General features: G+C 54.8%; 15 protein-coding genes and 1 CRISPR repeat array (1 of these 16 only partly in view). Of the genes, 9 read left to right on the forward strand and 6 right to left on the reverse strand.

All coding sequences use genetic code 11. From position 1 onward, the window contains the following. The first annotated feature begins 306 nt into the window (after positions 1–306). Positions 307–2,205: a hypothetical protein gene (locus tag R2K26_RS11750; RefSeq protein WP_316521420.1), complete on the forward strand. Its 1,899-nt coding sequence runs from the start codon at positions 307–309 to the stop codon at positions 2,203–2,205. Positions 2,206–2,314: 109 nt separating this feature from the next. On the opposite strand, the gene R2K26_RS11755 is transcribed toward R2K26_RS11750, so the two are convergent. From R2K26_RS11755 to R2K26_RS11765, 3 genes are all read right to left on the reverse strand, one after another. Beyond that, entirely contained in the window at positions 2,315–2,698 is a 384-nt protein-coding gene (locus R2K26_RS11755) for a DUF3783 domain-containing protein (RefSeq protein ID WP_316521423.1), read from the reverse strand. Positions 2,699–2,708: 10 nt separating this feature from the next. Next, positions 2,709–4,028: an MFS transporter gene (locus R2K26_RS11760; protein WP_316521428.1), complete on the reverse strand. Its 1,320-nt coding sequence runs from the start codon at positions 4,026–4,028 to the stop codon at positions 2,709–2,711. A 106-nt stretch (positions 4,029–4,134) separates the two neighbouring features. After that, a complete protein-coding gene (locus R2K26_RS11765) occupies positions 4,135–5,724 on the reverse strand; it encodes an amidohydrolase (protein WP_316521434.1) in 1,590 nt (529 codons plus the stop codon). 442 nt (positions 5,725–6,166) lie between these two features. On the opposite strand from R2K26_RS11765, the gene R2K26_RS11770 reads away from it, so the two are divergent. The 8 genes from R2K26_RS11770 (at position 6,167) to R2K26_RS11805 (ending at position 13,470) form a co-directional block, all read left to right on the forward strand. Continuing rightward, positions 6,167–6,997, forward strand: coding sequence for a F0F1 ATP synthase subunit A (locus tag R2K26_RS11770; protein ID WP_316521440.1), 831 nt, complete (start codon positions 6,167–6,169; stop codon positions 6,995–6,997). A 217-nt stretch (positions 6,998–7,214) separates the two neighbouring features. Continuing rightward, a complete protein-coding gene (atpE, locus tag R2K26_RS15475) occupies positions 7,215–7,409 on the forward strand; it encodes an ATP synthase F0 subunit C (protein WP_343285302.1) in 195 nt (64 codons plus the stop codon). Between the two features lie 15 nt (positions 7,410–7,424). After that, positions 7,425–7,913, forward strand: a complete 489-nt coding sequence (locus R2K26_RS11780) for an ATP synthase F0 subunit B (protein WP_176820565.1) — start codon at positions 7,425–7,427, stop codon at positions 7,911–7,913. Continuing rightward, positions 7,906–9,663: a F0F1 ATP synthase subunit alpha gene (atpA, locus tag R2K26_RS11785; RefSeq protein WP_316521444.1), complete on the forward strand. Its 1,758-nt coding sequence runs from the start codon at positions 7,906–7,908 to the stop codon at positions 9,661–9,663. Before R2K26_RS11780 ends, atpA begins: the two co-directional genes overlap by 8 nt. Positions 9,664–9,687: 24 nt before the next feature. Then, a complete protein-coding gene (gene atpG / locus R2K26_RS11790; RefSeq protein WP_316521447.1) occupies positions 9,688–10,587 on the forward strand; it encodes an ATP synthase F1 subunit gamma in 900 nt (299 codons plus the stop codon). Between the two features lie 5 nt (positions 10,588–10,592). Beyond that, positions 10,593–11,996: a F0F1 ATP synthase subunit beta gene (gene atpD / locus R2K26_RS11795; RefSeq protein WP_308449390.1), complete on the forward strand. Its 1,404-nt coding sequence runs from the start codon at positions 10,593–10,595 to the stop codon at positions 11,994–11,996. Continuing rightward, positions 11,996–12,403 (forward strand): ATP synthase F1 subunit epsilon, encoded by a 408-nt coding sequence (gene atpC / locus R2K26_RS11800; RefSeq protein WP_308449389.1) that lies wholly within the window; start codon positions 11,996–11,998, stop codon positions 12,401–12,403. Before atpD ends, atpC begins: the two co-directional genes overlap by 1 nt. Before the next feature lie 224 nt (positions 12,404–12,627). Continuing rightward, positions 12,628–13,470 carry a hypothetical protein gene (locus R2K26_RS11805; protein ID WP_316521452.1) on the forward strand — a complete coding sequence of 281 codons (843 nt, stop codon included), beginning with the start codon at positions 12,628–12,630 and terminating at the stop codon, positions 13,468–13,470. A 220-nt stretch (positions 13,471–13,690) separates the two neighbouring features. On the opposite strand, the gene R2K26_RS11810 is transcribed toward R2K26_RS11805, so the two are convergent. From R2K26_RS11810 to R2K26_RS15480, 3 genes are all read right to left on the reverse strand, one after another. Then, complete coding sequence (locus R2K26_RS11810; protein WP_316521455.1) at positions 13,691–14,347, reverse strand: DNA-3-methyladenine glycosylase 2 family protein; 657 nt, start codon at positions 14,345–14,347, stop codon at positions 13,691–13,693. Beyond that, complete coding sequence (locus R2K26_RS11815) at positions 14,347–15,327, reverse strand: HAD family hydrolase (RefSeq protein WP_316521458.1); 981 nt, start codon at positions 15,325–15,327, stop codon at positions 14,347–14,349. The genes R2K26_RS11810 and R2K26_RS11815 overlap by 1 nt, the downstream gene beginning before the upstream one ends. Positions 15,328–15,992: 665 nt before the next feature. Further along, complete coding sequence (locus R2K26_RS15480) at positions 15,993–16,193, reverse strand: helix-turn-helix domain-containing protein (protein ID WP_396897246.1); 201 nt, start codon at positions 16,191–16,193, stop codon at positions 15,993–15,995. Positions 16,194–16,591: 398 nt separating this feature from the next. Beyond that, positions 16,592–16,905: direct repeats of the CRISPR family, unit length 33 nt (it continues 2,416 nt past the right edge of the window).

A 16,905-nucleotide genomic window follows, 5' to 3' on the forward strand; every position in this document is an offset into this window, starting at 1 on the left:
TTACGTTTAAAAAGGCTCGCGTAGCTCACTTTCAAGAAACCCTTGATAGGGTTTCTTGCGAAAAACCGTCCACTGGACGGTTTTTCTATTTTCCTGATCTTCGATTAGGCAAAAAGTATTCCGCCATTTGCGAATAGCGGCTCTGGGCGTTGCTCCGAGACTCCATAAACTTTCTCCCCACCCACGCACTTTTTTCTTGCTTTTTCGCCCTAATCAGGTATAATTAAACTGAGTATGTATTGTATGAAAACCGTCGAAGCCACAACGGCCTCGACGATAAGCAGATAAAAAGGACGGAAAGAAACTATGGCTGATTTTGAGCCGCTTTTTGAACTGAAAAATCAATATAGAGAGTCCTGCCCGGTCTTGCTGCAAAGCGGCGCGCTGTACCGTGAAGAGCCCACCGCGTTCGCCGAAGCGGAAGAGACCGAAACTACGGAAGCTACTCTCCCCGCAGAGCAGGAAGAGGCGGTTTCCCCGCGCACATTCCTGCGTCTCGCATTCCGCAATATCGACCCCCGTGCCGTGACGAGCGTTTATGTCGATATCCACATTTTCGACAAAGCCACAAACGAGCTCGCCGTCGTGCGCGACCGCCGCTATCTCGTGCCTATTTTGGGCCGCGATGCGGTCTTCGGCGCAGACGAGGAGATCGACGTTGATGACGCCGCGTACAGCTTCTCCGTCGCCATTAAGAAGGTGCAGTTCGAGGGCGAAGACGTGTTCTGGAACGGCAGTGCCTCATTGCTGTTTGAAAATCTCCCCGAACAGGCGAAAATCGCGGACGTCATGGAGGACGAAGACCTCCGTGCACAGTATCAGCGCGATTTCACCGAAATGGCAGAGGATAAAGAAGCTGCGGCGCAGTTCGTCCCGCAGGAATACAAAGACCTCTGGATGTGCGCCTGCGGTGAAGTGAACCACAAAGATGAAGAAAAATGCGCCGCCTGCGGTGCCGAGTACGGGCCCCAGCACGCACTGTTTGAAGACGAAGAAAAGCTGAAAGAAAACCTCGAAGCCTATAACAAGGCTGAAGCTGAAAAGGCCGAGGCCGCCCGCATCGCCGCAGAAAAGAAAGCGGCAGAGGAAAAAGCCGCCGCCGAAGCTGCCGCCCGCAAAGCGGCAGAGGAAAAGGCTGCCGCTGAGGAAGCTGCCCGCAAAAAGCGGCTCCACCGCAAAATTTTCCTGTCCGTTTCCATTCCGCTCGCCGTCCTCATCGCCGCGTTCGTCGTGGTGCTCATCGTCTACATCATCCCGCAGAACCACTATAACGATGCCGCCGCCTTGCTCGAAGCCGGCAAGTATGACGAAGCCATCACCGCGTTCACGGCGCTCGACGGATACAGCGACAGCGCCGCCCGTATCACGGAGGCAGAGTACAAAAAAGCCTGCGACCTGCTCGAAAACGAGAAATTCGCAGAAGCCATCGAAGCCTTCACCGCCCTCGGCGATTACGAAGACAGCAAAGATCGAATCACCGAGGCCGAGTACCGCCGTGCCGTAAAGACGTTTGAAAGCGGCGCATACGAAGACGCGTTAAATCTCCTTGAGCCCCTCAAGGATTACAAGGAGGCCGCCGAAAAAATAGAGACCTGTCACTATGAGCTCGGCATGAAGGCCCTCGAAGCGGATAACTTAAAGTCTGCCGCCGCGCATTTTAAAGAAGTCAACGCGGAGCAGAATAAGAAAATGCAGGCCGCATTCTGTGATAAGGGCATCGCGTTCTACGAAAAGGGTGACGAAGAAAAAGCGCTCACCTATTTTGAGTATGTCACCGATAAAGACCTTCTCCCGAAGATCGACGCCGCCTACTATGCGCAGGCGTTAAAGCTCGTTGAAGACGGCGAGTATGACAAGGCGACCGAAATTTTCACAAAGCTCGGCGAGTATGAAGACTGCCCGACGCAGCTTCTGCGCATCCACGCGCTGAAAGCGGAGCAGTATTACAACAACGCCGATTACGAAAACGCCATCGCGGAGTTCAAGGCCGCCGGCGATTACGGCGACGCTGCCTCCCGCATCACAGAAGCAACTTACCGTCTCGGCGCGCAGCAGCTTGCAAACGGCGAGGTGCGCAAAGCCTATGATACGCTCTATCCCATCCGCAGCTACGACCCCGCCTATATGCTCCTCGTCTCCAATTCGCAGTTCTATATCCAGATCTACGACGTAGGCGCCGGCCCCAACCCCTTAAACGAAAACTAATCCCAAACCCAAGCGCCCGCAGAGTCATCTCCTGCGGGCACTTTTTGTATAAAAACGACCCCGAGTTTCAAACCCTCGGGGTCATGTTATCTTTAAATTATCAATAACCTTACTTTCCAAAGCTCCCGCGCAGCAGCATGGCGGCGTGCTCGCGGCGCAGCTCCTCGCACAGTGCGTAAAGGCTCCACTTGTCGTTGTGCTCCGTGCGCACGGCTTTCAGCGGAATGGGCGCGATACCCGCTTTTTTGTACGCCGCAAGGAACACGTCCAGCATCTCACCCGCAAAGCCGGAAAAAATCAGCACCTCCGGCAGCTTGTAGCCCGCCGGGGCTTTCTGCACGTTCGCGTTCACTTTCTCGCCGCACAGCGCTGCAACTGCGCGGTCACGGTCGGCGTTTGTCAGCCGTCTTGCCGTCAGGTGCAGTTCTCTGCACAGCGCGGAAAGCTGCTTTTCCTTCGCAGCGTCTTCAACATGGTATAAAACAAGAGCCATACGTTTCTCCTTACTCCTCGCACAGCGGGCGGAACAAGTCGCCGCGGCGCTTCATCATGCGGTAACGGAGGATCATCATAATCAGCACCCCAAAGCGCGCCGCAGATTCGATTACGTTCACCGTGAAGATCGCCGTGTCGTTCGCGCCGAGCGCCGTGTAGACCGAAACGCCGAAGAACGGCAAAAGCGAGTTACTCAGCGTCACAAACAGCGTGTAAATGCTGATGATGAGCGCGCGGTTCTTTTTCGGCGTCGCCTGCAAAAGTAGCTGCACCACGCACATGCTCGTCGCGCCCTGCGGAATGTTGCCGATGAGCGCCAGAATCATAAAGTACGGCATACGCGCGCTTTGCGGCAGAAGCGTCATAGAAGCCACCGTAATGGGGCAGAGCAACAAGCCCGCGCATACGAAAATGATTGTAAAATGCTCGGATTTGCGGCGGCACAACTTCGAGAAAAAGCCGATGAAAATCATCTGGCAAATGGAACACAAAGCCTGAAAAAAGCTCAGCTGCGCTTCGTTCATGCCGGCATATTTTGTCTCCGCAATGTACCAAAGGCTCCAGTCCAGATGCCACGACAGGTAAAACAGCATGATGCAGATGAAAAAGCCGCGGAACGGCTTGCTGCGTACCATCTGGTTCAAAGCCTCCGGGAACATTTTCAGTCCCATCTCCTGCTTTTCCTCCGCTTTGCGCGGCGGGCAGGGGATGCGGCGCAGCACAAGCGCCTGCAAAAGCATGCATACGCCTGCAGTATAAAAGAAAATGCGCAGCACAATGAGCTTTCCCTCGGTGTCCGGCATCAGCGTCATGATGTTGCCGCACAAAAGCGGTACCACAATGCCCACAAAGAACAGACACCGGCTGCGGAACGTGAACACACTGTTGCGCAGACCCGGCTCTACCGCGTCGCCGAAGAATGTCTGCCACTGCGCGTTATACAGTGCAATGCCGCCCACCGTCATGCCGAGAAACACAAAAAACGCCGTCATGCGGTGCTCGCCGAACAGCGGCACAGAGCCGTAAGCAAAATACGCCGCGCTCAAAAACAGCGCCAGAACGAACGGCACCGTGCGGCTTGTCTTCGTGCGGTTCGCAAGGAATCCCACCGGGATCATGCAAATACCCGCCACCATGTTCGGCACCATCTGCACAAGGCCGATCTGCGTGTCCGTCGCGCCAAGATTCGTCGCATACAAATTGTTCGCCAGCGTGTAAAGCGAAACGGCATACTGCAATAAAAAGCCCTCAATGCCGAAAAGGCACAGCATGCGCAGCTTCGGGTCAGACCGCAGCGATTTGACCGGATGAAATGTAAATTTACCCATAAATGTTCTCCCCTGAGAAAAATAAGCGGCGCGCCGAATACACGCACCCTATCCATTATAAACGAAAACCGGGCAAAGACAAGCCTTACCCGGAAATTTCATCGTTTTATTTTTTGTAAACGCATTTGCCGCCCAAATACGTCGCCTCGACTTCAATACGGTGCAGCGTGTTTGCGTCCGCCCGGAACGGATCTTCGGAAAGCACCACAAAGTCCGCAAGCTGTCCGTTTGCAATCTCGCCCTTTTTGCCCTCCTCAAATGATGCCACCGCGCCGCTTTTTGTAAACGAGTCGATGGCCTCCCGTACCGTCAGCGCTTCCTCCGGGCGATACGGTGCGTCCGTTGAGCCGATGCTTCGCCGCGTCACCGCGCATTCGATGCCGCGCATCACGTTCGGCTCCTCCACCGGCGCGTCCGAGCCGTTCGAGAACGGAATGCGCGCATTCAGAAGCGTCTTTGCCGGATAGCTCGTGCCCGCCAATTCATCGCCCACACGCTCGCGCACAATGTGCGTGTCGTAGTCGAGGAAGATCGATTGTAGATTCACGCGCAGCTTTAATTTTTTCATGCGCTCAATCTGGTCACGCCGCACAATCTGGCAGTGCACGATGCCATGTCGGTGGTCGTCGCGCGGGTGCTCATGAAGCGCCTTTTCGTAAGCGTCCAATACGTTGTCGAGTGCCCCGTCGCCGATGGCGTGTACCGCAACGGAAAGTCCCTTTTCGTTCGCAAGAGAGATAAGTCCGTTCAATTCCGCATTCGTGTATAGCGGAATGCCGCGTGCGTTCTCATCGTCTGCATACGGGCGGCTTAAACACGCTGTGCGTGCGCCGAGCGACCCGTCCGAGATGATCTTCAGCGGTCCCGCGCGGAACATATCGTCTTCAAAATACGCATCGCCGCTTTCTATATAAGCAGAAAGCGCCTCTACGTTCGTAAACTGTGCCTGCTCGTTCACGCGCACCGTCATCAGCCCCGGCGTTCTCAAAAGCTTCTGCACCGTCTCATACGGCACACCGGGGAACGTCTCGTAGTCGTCGCTTTGGCAAGAGGTGATGCCGTAACGGTTCAGCCGCTTGCAGGAGGCGCGCAGCATTGCACACAGCTGCGCCTCATCCGGCTCCGGGATGCCCGCGTACACCACCGCTACGGCGTTTTCAAAAAACTGCCCGTTCGGCTCGCCGTTTTCATCTAAAGCAAAGCTGCCGCCCGCCACCTGCGGCGTGTCCTTCGTAATGCCCAACACTTCCAGCGCCTTCGAGTTCACTACGCAGATGTGCCCGCATGCCCGCGTAATGCAGATCGGGTGCTCGGTCGAAACAGAATCCAAATCCCAACGCGTCGGAAAGCGGCGCTCGTCCGTAAAATAATCGTGGTTAAAGCCGCGCCCCTGCACCCACGTGCCGGGTGTCACGTCCGTTTCCTTTATATAGGAGCGCAGACAGTCGAGCATCTCCTTTAAAGATGTCGAGTGTGCGCCGAGGTTCGCCATCGTCAGTACATTGCCGAGGTTCAGCACATGCATGTGCGAGTCATTAAACCCCGCGCAGACGAATTTTCCGTCTAAATCGACTACTTCATCTGCCGTGGCTTTATCCGTCTCGCCCACAAAGCAGAATTTTCCGTTTTCCACTGCAAAGTCTTCCGCAAAGTCGTTCCCCGTGTAAACCGTGCCGTTTTTATAAACCGTCCGCATATTGTCTCCCCGTTTCCATCCGTTTTCTCCAGTATAAAGCAAGAGGAAAGCCCCTGTCAAGCCGAAAAAACGGACTGTTCCCGTGCGCCGTTCCACCTTGTCTTTATTCGTAAAGAGAAAAATAGCGCACGGCATAATGAAATTCCATACAGCTTACTAAAATATCAAAAATGAAATAGTAGATATGTCAATATAACATTTTACAATTCGATTTAATGTGCGTATAATACAGATGCTTCCAAATACAGTTTACAAAAAAGTAGCAAGATATTTGGTCAATGTCAACAAAAACGTGTGCTCTTGTGACCGTGTCTTGTTGCTGCTGTTCACAGCGGCGAAAGATGCGGTCGTGTGCCCTTTTGGGGCGCAGCGCTGAAGGGGGAATTTTTGCCCGGTGATATTGAAATGGAAGGTAAAATTTTGAGAAAGAAAGGGAAAAACAATGAAAGCAAAGAAAACAAAGCTGGCTTTGTGGATCTGCGCTATTGTGGTGCTGCTCGTCGCAAGCATTCTGGTTCCTTCGGTGCAGAAGACCGAAACGATTCAGGTGACCATGCGTGATGCGGTTCTGCATGAGACGAACAGAATCAGCCTCTTTGGCATCAAAGATGTCAACCCGGCGCTGATCTCCGCCATGGTGGTCTCGGGCATCTTGCTGGTGTTTGCGGTCATCGTGCGCATTTTCGTCATTCCGCACTTTAAGATGGTGCCCGGAAAGTTCCAGATGCTCCTGGAGCAGGCGGTAGACCTGTTCGACGGCATGGCTAAGTCCAACAGCCCGGGACGCAGCGGCTTCCTCGGTGCGTACATCTTCACGGCCGGCGCGTACATTTTCATCGGCACGCTCTTTGAGCTGTTCGGCATTCAGGCTATCACAACGGAGGGTTCGCCCATCACGCTTCCGGCGCCGCTGTCCGATGTCAACGCCGCCATCGCCATGGGCTGCTTCTCGTACCTCGTCATTCTGGGCGGCGGTATCGCGTATAACGGCTTCAAGGGCGTGGGCAGCACTTTAAAGGAGTTCTCGCTGCCGATTTCCATGAGCTTCCGTCTTTTCGGCGCGCTTTTAAGCGGCTTGCTCGTTACGGAGCTTGTGTATTATTATGTGAATCTGAGCTTTGTGCTGCCGGTCATCGTGGGCGTTATGTTCACGCTGCTGCACGCGCTCATTCAGGCATATGTTTTGACGATGCTCGTCGCGCTCTATTTCGGCGAGGTTTCCGAGAAGCAGGAACCGAAAAAGAAAAAAGTAAAAGCAGAAGCTGAAAATTAACCTACGGAGGGAAAATATCATGAACGCAAAACAGAGAAAGTTAAAGAAGCTTGCCATCATTCTGCTGGCAGTCATCGCCATCCTCGCCATCTCCATTCCGGTATTCGCCGCAACAAACGGCGATGCCGCAACCACCACGGCAACAGCCGAAACCGCAGTAGAAGCTGCAGCCACCACCGCAGACAGCACAACCGGCCTTAAGGCACTTGCTTCCGCTATTGCAGTCGGTATTGCAGCCGCCGGCGGTGCAGTCGGTATGGGCCTCTCCGCAGGTAAGGCTGTTGAGGGCATCGCACGTCAGCCGGAGGCTGAAAGCAAGATCCGTACCACCCTCATGCTCGGCCTCGTCTTTATCGAGACGGCCATCATTTATGCCCTGCTCGTTGTTATCCTCATCATCTTCGTCCTGTAAAGGAGAGTGCAGATCGTGAACATCCCACTGAATATTGATTGGCAGCAGATTTTGCTGCATGTACTGAATTTCGTCATTTTGTTCGGCGGCCTGTATTTCCTTTTGTACAAGCCGGTCAAGAACTTCATGGCAAAGCGCGAAGCGCATTATGCCGAAATGGCACAGAAGGCTCAAAGTGAACTCGATTCCGCCGAAAAGATCAAGGCGGATTATCAGGAGCAGCTCAAGTCCGTTGAGGGCGAGATCAGCGCAAAGAGAACCGAAGCGCAGAAAGAGCTCGACCGCAGCGTACAGCAGCAGCTTTCCGATGCCCATGCACAGGCGGATAAGATCGTCGCCGATGCGCAGAAGGATGCCGCCCGTGTACATGATAAGATGATCGCAGACGCACAGAAGGAGCTTACCGAGCTCGCTATGGAAGCGACCAAGAAGCTTGTTTATAAAGACGGCGATCCGTATGACGCGTTCCTCGATCAGGCAGAGAGGGGAGAGCCGAATGCGTAATGCAGATGAAAAGGCCGTAGCCGTTCTCCGCGGCAGCCGCCGCCCGGATGCCGAACAGGAAAAACGCTTTGCGGAATTCCTGCTGCGTACCTATGGCCGTGAGATTCCGCTCACCTTTGAAGAAGATAAAATGCTGAACGGCTTCACGCTTACCGTCGGCACCGATGTGTACGATTGGAGCCTCAAAAGCCGTCTGCGCCAGTTTGAAGAAAAGCTAAAGGCGTTAAAGTCCGGCAGCGATTCCGTCATTCCGCTGATGAAGGAAGCCGTTGAAGATTTTACCCCGTCCGCAGAAGCGGAAGAGACCGGTACGGTTCTCACCGTCGGCGATGAGATCGCCGTTGTCAGCGGCCTTGAGCATGCCGCCTACGGCGAGATTCTCCTGTTCTCCTCCGGCGTTAAGGGCATGGTGCAGGACCTGCGCCGCAATGAGATCGGCTGCGTCCTCTTTGGCGACGATGCCGAGATCACCGAGGGCAGCCTTGTGCGCAGAAGCGGCAAGACCGCCGGTATCCCGGTCGGCGACGGCTTCCTCGGCCGTGTTGTCGATGCACTCGGTACGCCGATCGACGGCAAGGGTGACATCAGCGCCGAGGGCTACCGCCCCATCGAGTGCCCCGCACCGGGCATCGTCGACCGTCAGCCGGTCAACGCGCCTATGGAAACCGGCCTTCTCGCCATCGATTCCATGTTCCCGATTGGCCGCGGCCAGCGTGAGCTTATCATCGGCGACCGCCAGACCGGTAAAACCGCCGTCGCGCTCGATACCATTTTGAACCAGAAGGGCAAGAACGTCGTTTGCATCTATGTCGCCATCGGTCAGAAGTCCAGCTCCGTTGCACAGCTTGTGGAGACCTTAAAGCGCCGCGGCGCCATGGATTACACCATCGTCGTCAACGCATCTGCCAGTGACCCGGCTTCCTTGCAATACATCGCACCGTATGCCGGCTGCGCACTCGGCGAGCACTTCATGTATCAGGGCAGAGATGTCCTCATCGTGTACGATGACCTTTCAAAGCACGCCATTGCGTACCGTGCACTGAGCCTGCTTTTGGAGCGTTCCCCGGGTCGTGAAGCGTATCCGGGTGACGTTTTCTACCTGCATTCCCGTTTGTTGGAGCGTTCCGCGCATCTTTCCGATGCACTCGGCGGCGGCAGCATGACGGCATTGCCGATTGTTGAAACGCAGGCGGGCGACGTTTCCGCTTACATCCCGACGAACATTATTTCCATCACAGACGGTCAGATCTTCCTTGAGAGCGACCTGTTCTTCTCCGGCCAGCGTCCGGCTGTTAACGTCGGTCTTTCGGTTTCCCGTGTCGGCGGCGATGCCCAGACAAAGGCCATGAAAAAGGCAGCGGGCGGCATCCGTCTGGACCTTGCCCAGTACCGCGAAATGGAAGTCTTCACCCAGTTCTCCAGCGACCTTGACGAGACCACAAAGCGTCAGCTCACCTACGGTCAGAGCCTCATGCGTCTGCTGCGTCAGCCGCAGTACCATCCGATGAGCCAGCACGATCAGGTCATCACGCTCGTCTCCGCCCTGCACCACGTCATGCAGGACGTCCCGCTTGACGATATGGGTCATTTCCACACGGAGCTCATCAAGTACGCCGAGAAGAATATGAGCGATGTCTGCCGCCGTGTCGATACCACCGGTCAGCTTTCCGACCCCGACCGCGAAGAGATTTTGAAAGTCGCGAAGGAATTCCTCGAAAAGTACAAGGCGGAAAACCCGCAGAACGCGTAAGCGCTCGGAAAGGCGGTTTTCGCTATGGCTAATACAAAAGAGATTAAAACCAGAATCGAAAGCGTTAAGGATACGCGTAAAATCACGAACGCCATGTACCTTATCGCTTCCACAAAGCTGCGCAAAGCACGCAACGATCTGGACCGCACGCGCCCGTATTTCGAGGCGCTGCGCACGGAGATCAAGCGTATCTTCCGTACCCAGAACGACGTGGACAGCCGCTATTTCTATCCCCCCGAGGGCGAGCCGCCGCTGGAGGGCACCTACGCGTGCCTCGTCATCACGGCGGATAAGGGCCTCGCGGGCGCATACAACCAGAACGTCATCAAGGAAGCTATGCACATGCTCGATGAGCATCCCGACACGAAGCTCTACGTTGTAGGCGAATACGGCCGCCACTTCTTTACGCAGCACAATATCCCCATGGAACACAGCTTCCTCTATACGGCACAGAACCCCACCATGCAGCGTGCGAGAGAAATTTGCGACATCCTGCTTGAGGGCTACGACCGCGGGGATTTTAAGAAGATTTTTGTCATTTATACCGATATGGAGAACAGCCTCACGTCCTCTGCACACTGCACGCGTCTGCTGCCGTTCCACCGCGCCTATTTCCAGACGGATACGGTGGAAAAGGCGGTCACCACGCCGTTCGAGTTTGTACCCTCCGTGCAGGCGGTTCTCAACAACATCATGCAAAGCTACGTTTCGGGCTTTGTTTACAGTGCCCTCATCGATAGCTTCTGCAGCGAGCAGAATGCCCGCATGACGGCGATGGATTCCGCCAACAGCAACGCGGAAAAGCTCCTCGCAGAGCTTTCCTTGCAGTATAACCGCGTGCGTCAGGCTGCCATCACGCAGGAGATTACAGAGGTCTCCGCCGGTGCGAAGGCACAGCGTCAAAAACACAGGAAGGAAGCGTGAACAACGTGAATACAGGTAAGATCGTACAGATCTCCGGCCCGGTCATCGACGTACAATTCGAGTCCGGCGTTCTGCCGAAAATCAGAGAAGCCCTTTCGCTTACCGTGGACGGACGGCGGTATGTGATGGAGGTTGCCCAGCATGTGGGTGACAACACGGTCCGCTGCGTCATGCTTTCCGGCAGTGAGGGCCTTTCCCGCGGTATGCAGGTTGAGGCTCCGGGCAAAACCATCGAAGTGCCGGTGGGCGAAAACACGCTCGGCCGTATGTTTAACGTGCTCGGCGATCCCATCGACGGCGGCGAAGCCGTTCCCGCAACCGAGCCGCACAAAAGCATTTACAGAAAAGCTCCGTCGTTTGACGAGCAGAACCCGGCCGTCGAGATCCTCGAGACCGGCATCAAGGTCATCGATCTTCTGGAGCCGTACCCGAAGGGCGGCAAAATCGGTCTGTTCGGCGGCGCAGGCGTCGGCAAGACCGTCCTTATCCAGGAGCTCATCCATAACGTCGCCATGGAGCACGGCGGTTACTCCGTGTTTACCGGCGTCGGCGAGCGCAGCCGTGAGGGCAACGACCTCTGGCGTGAAATGCGTGAAAGCGGTGTCGGCGATAAAACGGCGCTCGTCTTCGGCCAGATGAACGAGTCCCCGGGCGTGCGTATGCGTGTCGCCCTCTCCGGCCTCACCATGGCAGAGCATTTCCGTGACGAAGAGCACAAGGACGTCCTGCTCTTCATCGATAACATCTTCCGTTTCGTGCAGGCAGGCAGTGAGGTTTCCACGCTTCTCGGCCGTATGCCTTCCGCCGTCGGTTATCAGCCGACCCTCGCAAACGAAATGGGCGAGCTGCAGGAGCGCATCACCTCCACAAAAGACGGCTCCGTCACCTCGGTTCAGGCTGTTTACGTGCCTGCCGATGACCTTACCGACCCGGCCCCGGCCACAACGTTCGCCCACCTCGACGCTACGACCGTTTTGAGCCGTAAGATCGCCGAGCAGGGTATTTACCCCGCCGTCGATCCGCTGGAGTCCACCTCCCGTATCCTCGAAGCCGATGTTGTCGGCGAGGAGCACTACCGCATCGCACGTGAAGTGCAGGAGACCCTCCAGAAGTACAGCGAACTGCAGGACATCATCGCCATCCTCGGTATGGACGAGCTCAGCGACGAAGACCAGCTCACCGTGCAGCGCGCGAGAAAGATCCAGCGTTTCCTCTCGCAGCCGATGCACGTCGCAGAAAAGTTCTCCAGCGTGCCGGGCGTTTACGTCCCGCTCAAAGAGACGCTGCGCGGCTTCAAGGCCATCGTAGACGGCGAAATGGACCAGTACCCCGAGGCGGCGTTCTATAACGTAGGTACGCTCGAGGACGTCATCGCGAAAGCGAAGCAGTTAGAGGCGGAGGCGATCTGATGCGTACATTTCAGATGCACCTGCTTGAAGCCGATAAGGTCTTTTTCGAGGGCGAGTGCGAGTCGCTTGTCGTGCCCACAACGGTCGGCCAGTACGGCATTCTGGCGGGTCACAGCAATATGATCTCCGCCGTCGTGCCGGGCGTGCTCTCTTACCGCGCACCGGGTAAGGAGTGGCGCACCGCTGCCGTTTCTGAGGGCATGGTGAAGGTCGAGGGCAACGATATCCTCGTGCTTGTAGACTCCGCCGAGTACCCGGAGGAGATCGATGCCAAACGTGCACAGCGCGCCGCCGATGAGGCGAAGGAGGCCATTCTCCAAAAGCGCAGCGTGCGCGAATACCGCACCGCGCAGGCAAACCTTGCCCGCGCCATCAACCGCCTGCGCGTCAAGAAAAACGCGAGATAAGGCGGTAAAAACCACACCGAATTTCCAAATATGCAAAAAGCGTTCCGAGTATTCGGGGCGCTTTTTTGCATATTTCACACAAAGGGTTTGCTTTTTCCATGAACTTTCAAAATTTCGCAAAAACTGCGGTGCAAAACAGCGGAATGTGCTATAATGAACGCGAATACCGGCGGAAAAGTACGCCGGAAAGTTGTATTGAAATTCAGTTTAAAGGAGTCAAAAGCATGATCAAAGTCGGTTTTATCGATTACTATTTAGACGAGTGGCACGCCAATAACTACGTTCACATGCTGCACGATTACTCAAACGGCGAGGTAGAAGCCGTGTACGCCTGGGCTGAAATCGACAGCCCCGAGGGCGGCCTCACAACGGACGCATGGTGCGAAAAATACGGTCTCACCCGCATGATGACGCAGGAGGAGCTCATCGAAAAGAGTGACGTTCTGCTCGTGCTCGCCCCGCGCGACCCGAAAAAGCACGAAGAACTCGCAAACCTCGCGCTGCGCTCCGGCAAGCGCTGCTATGTGGATAAAACCTTCGCGCCGGATCACTTCGCTGCAAAGCGTATGCTCGATCTTGCCGAGCAGAGCGGTACGCCGTGCTGGTCGTCTTCCGCGCTGCGTTTTGCGGAGGAGTATCAGGCAGCGGATAAAACGAACATCAAGGGTGTCAATGCATGGGGTCCGAACGGTTTTGAGGATTACGCCATCCACCAGCTGGAGCCAATCTTCATGATGATGCAGGCTCCCGCGACGGAAGTCATGCACCTGACAAACGACGAGGTGTACACCGGCGTTCTGCGCTTTGCGGACGGCCGCACCGCAACGCTTTCCGGCTACGCAAAGGGCTCGCCGTTCATGATGAACATTGCGCGCTCCACGGAAAATTCCGTACTGGAAATTCGCTCCGATTACTTCCGTCACTTCATTGAGGCGCTCGTCGAGTTCTTCAAAAACGGCACCATCCCTGCCCCGCACAGCGAGACGCTCTCCATCATCAGCGCCTGGGGCGCCCTTATGGAAGCCGAAAAGACCCCCGGCATCTGGGTCAAAGTCCCGAAGGACTGAGTTTGTCGCTGCAAAAACCGTCACAACGCACGCATCCTTGACCGCAATAGGCTTCTTCCAAAAGCGCGACTATGCGGCCATTAAAGAACAGCAAGCAGAGCGTTACGGCGTCTGGCTCACGAATTTCGTTATGATAAAAACGATATAAAAAAGATAGTCTTTCTAAGCAAAACAAACGCTTTGGAAGACTATCTTTTTCTATGCGTGCGAAAATGTACGTTTATTTCTTCGGTTTCGGCGCGGCGGGGTCGGTGAGTTCGGGGAGTGCGCCGCCGGAGACCGCCCAGAAATATAAACTTGCGATGCTGCAATACGGCGAAAAACGTTTGCGGTACCGCTCGAACCGCGCGCGGTCGATCTCCTTGTGGCGGTAGACCATGCGCATGCCGCGCAAAATGGCGAGGTCACCGTAGCTGAGCACGTTCGGGCGCTGCAGGCAGAATAAAAGCAGCATTTCTGCTGTCCATACGCCGATGCCCTTGAGCGCGCTGAGCTTGCGAATGACCTCTTCATCCGGCTTTTCGCCGATGCTGATTAAATCAAATTCGCCCGTATGCACCTTTTTCGCGAAGTCCGTGATGTATTCCGCCTTGCGGAAGGAAATGCCGAGCGACTGCAAATTTGCTTCGCCATAGCCCAAAACGTGTTCGGCATCGACCGTGCCGAGGGCGTTTTGCACGCGCGCCCAAACGGTTGCCTGCGCCTTTGTGGAAATCTGTTGTCCCACGATGTGGTGTACAACGGCGGAAAAAAGGTCGTCGTCCACGGCGCGCTCAATGTGCCCCACGCGGTCGATGACCGCCGAGAGCTTCTTGTCCTTTTTCCGTAAATAAGCGAGCTCTTTTTCGCCGTACGGAAAGTATTTTATCTCGCTCATCAATCGATTTCTCCCGGAGTGCGCGATTTGATCATCGCTTCCAGCTTTTGCAGCTCGGTAATCTCTTGCGGGGTCAGCTTTTCCGGGTAGCCGGTCTCGAGCTTTTCGAGCATGGAGCGCATTTTGTAGGCTTCGGCAGGCTGACGCAGAATTTCGCGCTCGCTTTTAATCTGTTCCCGCGCGGCGACTTCGTCGATGATCTGCTGCATGTAGCGGTATAAGTTGCTCCGTTCTGTATAATCGGCGGGCGCGTAAAAATTTAATCGGTTGTCGTTATACAGCTTGTATACTTTGGCGCGGTTGTTTTTCTCCGGGTCGTATACACCGACGGAGTAGCCGCCCTTGCTTTTCACGAGCCGCATACACGGAATGTCCGTGGCGCTGTCGCCGATATAGACGATGTTCTCATACGGAATGCGCAGGTTTTCCTCGGGCATACTGTCGTTTACGCGTTCGTCGTACTCCTCCAAAAAGCCTTTTGCAATGCGGAAAATGAACTGCGTCTTATTCGTGTAATTGATGGCCTGCGCGGGCCACTCCGCTACGCCGTCCGTGGTGTAGAGGTAGGAGGAGGCATAAATGCGTTTGAAATTCTTCGCGATGGCGCTGCCCTCGATGATTTCTTTAAGACCCGAAGAAATGATGTAGTGTTCAAGCTCGATGCCGCGCTGCGCAGCATACGCTGTCGTGCGCGCGAACCAATCCGTAACGCCGCGGTACAGCTCCACCTGCGCACCGATGGCCCGAAAATACTCGCGTTTTAAGGATTTTCCGAGAAAGCGTGAATAGCGAACAAGCATGAACATCCACGAAAGGTTGCTTTCCATGCTGCTTTCCCGCGCGAATGCGTCCGTTTCCGCCCAGAATTTGTCTTTGTCAATGCCAAAAGACGGGATGAGCGTGAACGTCTGCATGTCGTCCGGGGAAAGTGTTTTGTCAAAATCGTAGCAGATCGCCATGCGCGGCCTGTTCTCCGTCATGCTGCCGCCCCCTTTCTGTATCTCATTATAGCTAAAAACGTTTGTTCTGTAAAGAGGTTTTGCGAAAGTTGTCCGCCGATGTCCTATACTGTCCTGCAATGTCCGGTTTTAACGGCAAAAGAACGCCCTCATCCGCCGCTTTTCGCAGCCGATGAAAGCGCTTTTCGAGCTGTTCCGCCGTTTTGACGCCCGGCGCCTCTTTGGCTTTATTCGCAGACTTGGGGGCATGTCACGTCCAAAAGTCAAGTGTTACGATTTGCGTTCTACCCGCGTCCTTTAGGTGGAGGGCGACCGATAACGCCGGGAGAAAAGCCAGCCTTGCGCTATTTCTATCCACGCCCTCCGGGTGGAGGGCGACCTTTTCCGAATATGACATGACCGCCGCAAAGAAAATATTTCTATCCACGCCCTCCGGACGGAGGGCGACCCCGTCCTTTTGACATCTATATTATACACCTACAGCTGTATAATATCAAGTGTTTTTTCAAAAGCTTTGAAATATTCTTGATTTTTTTCGCGAGCTAAGGTATACTATAAATCGTTCGGATTTCCTCCGAATGTCACCCCCTTTGAGGGCGTGGAATTGATTGTGCCGTCCTTTTGACAATTTCGGCACAAAAAAGCAAAAGCCCCGGTATGCGTATCAGCTACCGGGGCTTTTGCTTTTACTCGTCTATCTCTCGCAAATCCTCCGCTTTGACTGATAGGGCAGAGGCTAATTTGCAGACCGTCTCAAATTGAGCTTTGTTGATGTTGCGATTTTTACACTCATATTGCTGTATCATTCGGACGTTTACGCCGGACTTATCTGACAATTGAGATTGAGACAATCCGTTCTCTAATCTTATCCGCTGTAAATTTGTCATTTTTTTGCTCCTTTATTTTATCCTATGGATTGTGGGCAACATATTATCCGCATTGCCCGCATTTACAAAAATCGGCGCTACCCATTTAAGGATTAGCTTACGCGTACCGTCTTTGCGACTGCCCTGCCAAAAGTGGTGATAATAGCCGCGGCGGACATGGGCGGCGACTTTTGTGCGCGCGGCGGTGTGCGTGCTGCCTGACTTTTTTCGTTCGCGTGCCTCTTTCTGCTTGTGGTAGCGGATCGCCTGCCCTATGCGGTAGCCGACTTGCGCCGTCCGCGATTTTACTTTTTTTGTGGATTCTATGGCCGCTTTCGCTTTTTCTTTCTCCGTCTCCGGCTCCGCTGGGGCCGGGCTTGTATATTCTATATCCGCATTTCGTGAGCAGAGATAGAGAAATTTCTATCCACGCCCTCCGGATGGAGGGCGACGTCAAAACCCTCCGGCAACGGGGGGTTAAGACTTATTATTTCTATCCACGCCCTCCGGATGGAGGGCGACGTCAAAACCCTCCGGCAACGGGGGGTTAAGACTTATTATTTCTATCCACGCCCTCCGGATGGAGGGCGACGGGTCTCGTTATACTTATTCCACCCCACGCCGTTTATTTCTATCCACGCCCTCCGGATGGAGGGCGACAAAGTAAACGTCTGACGATGAAAAATTTGTATATATTTCTATCCACGCCCTCCGGATGGAGGGCGACCTTTTT

Source organism: Neglectibacter sp. CSJ-5, from assembly GCF_032490475.1.
GTDB lineage: Bacteria > Bacillota > Clostridia > Oscillospirales > Acutalibacteraceae > Hominenteromicrobium > Hominenteromicrobium mulieris.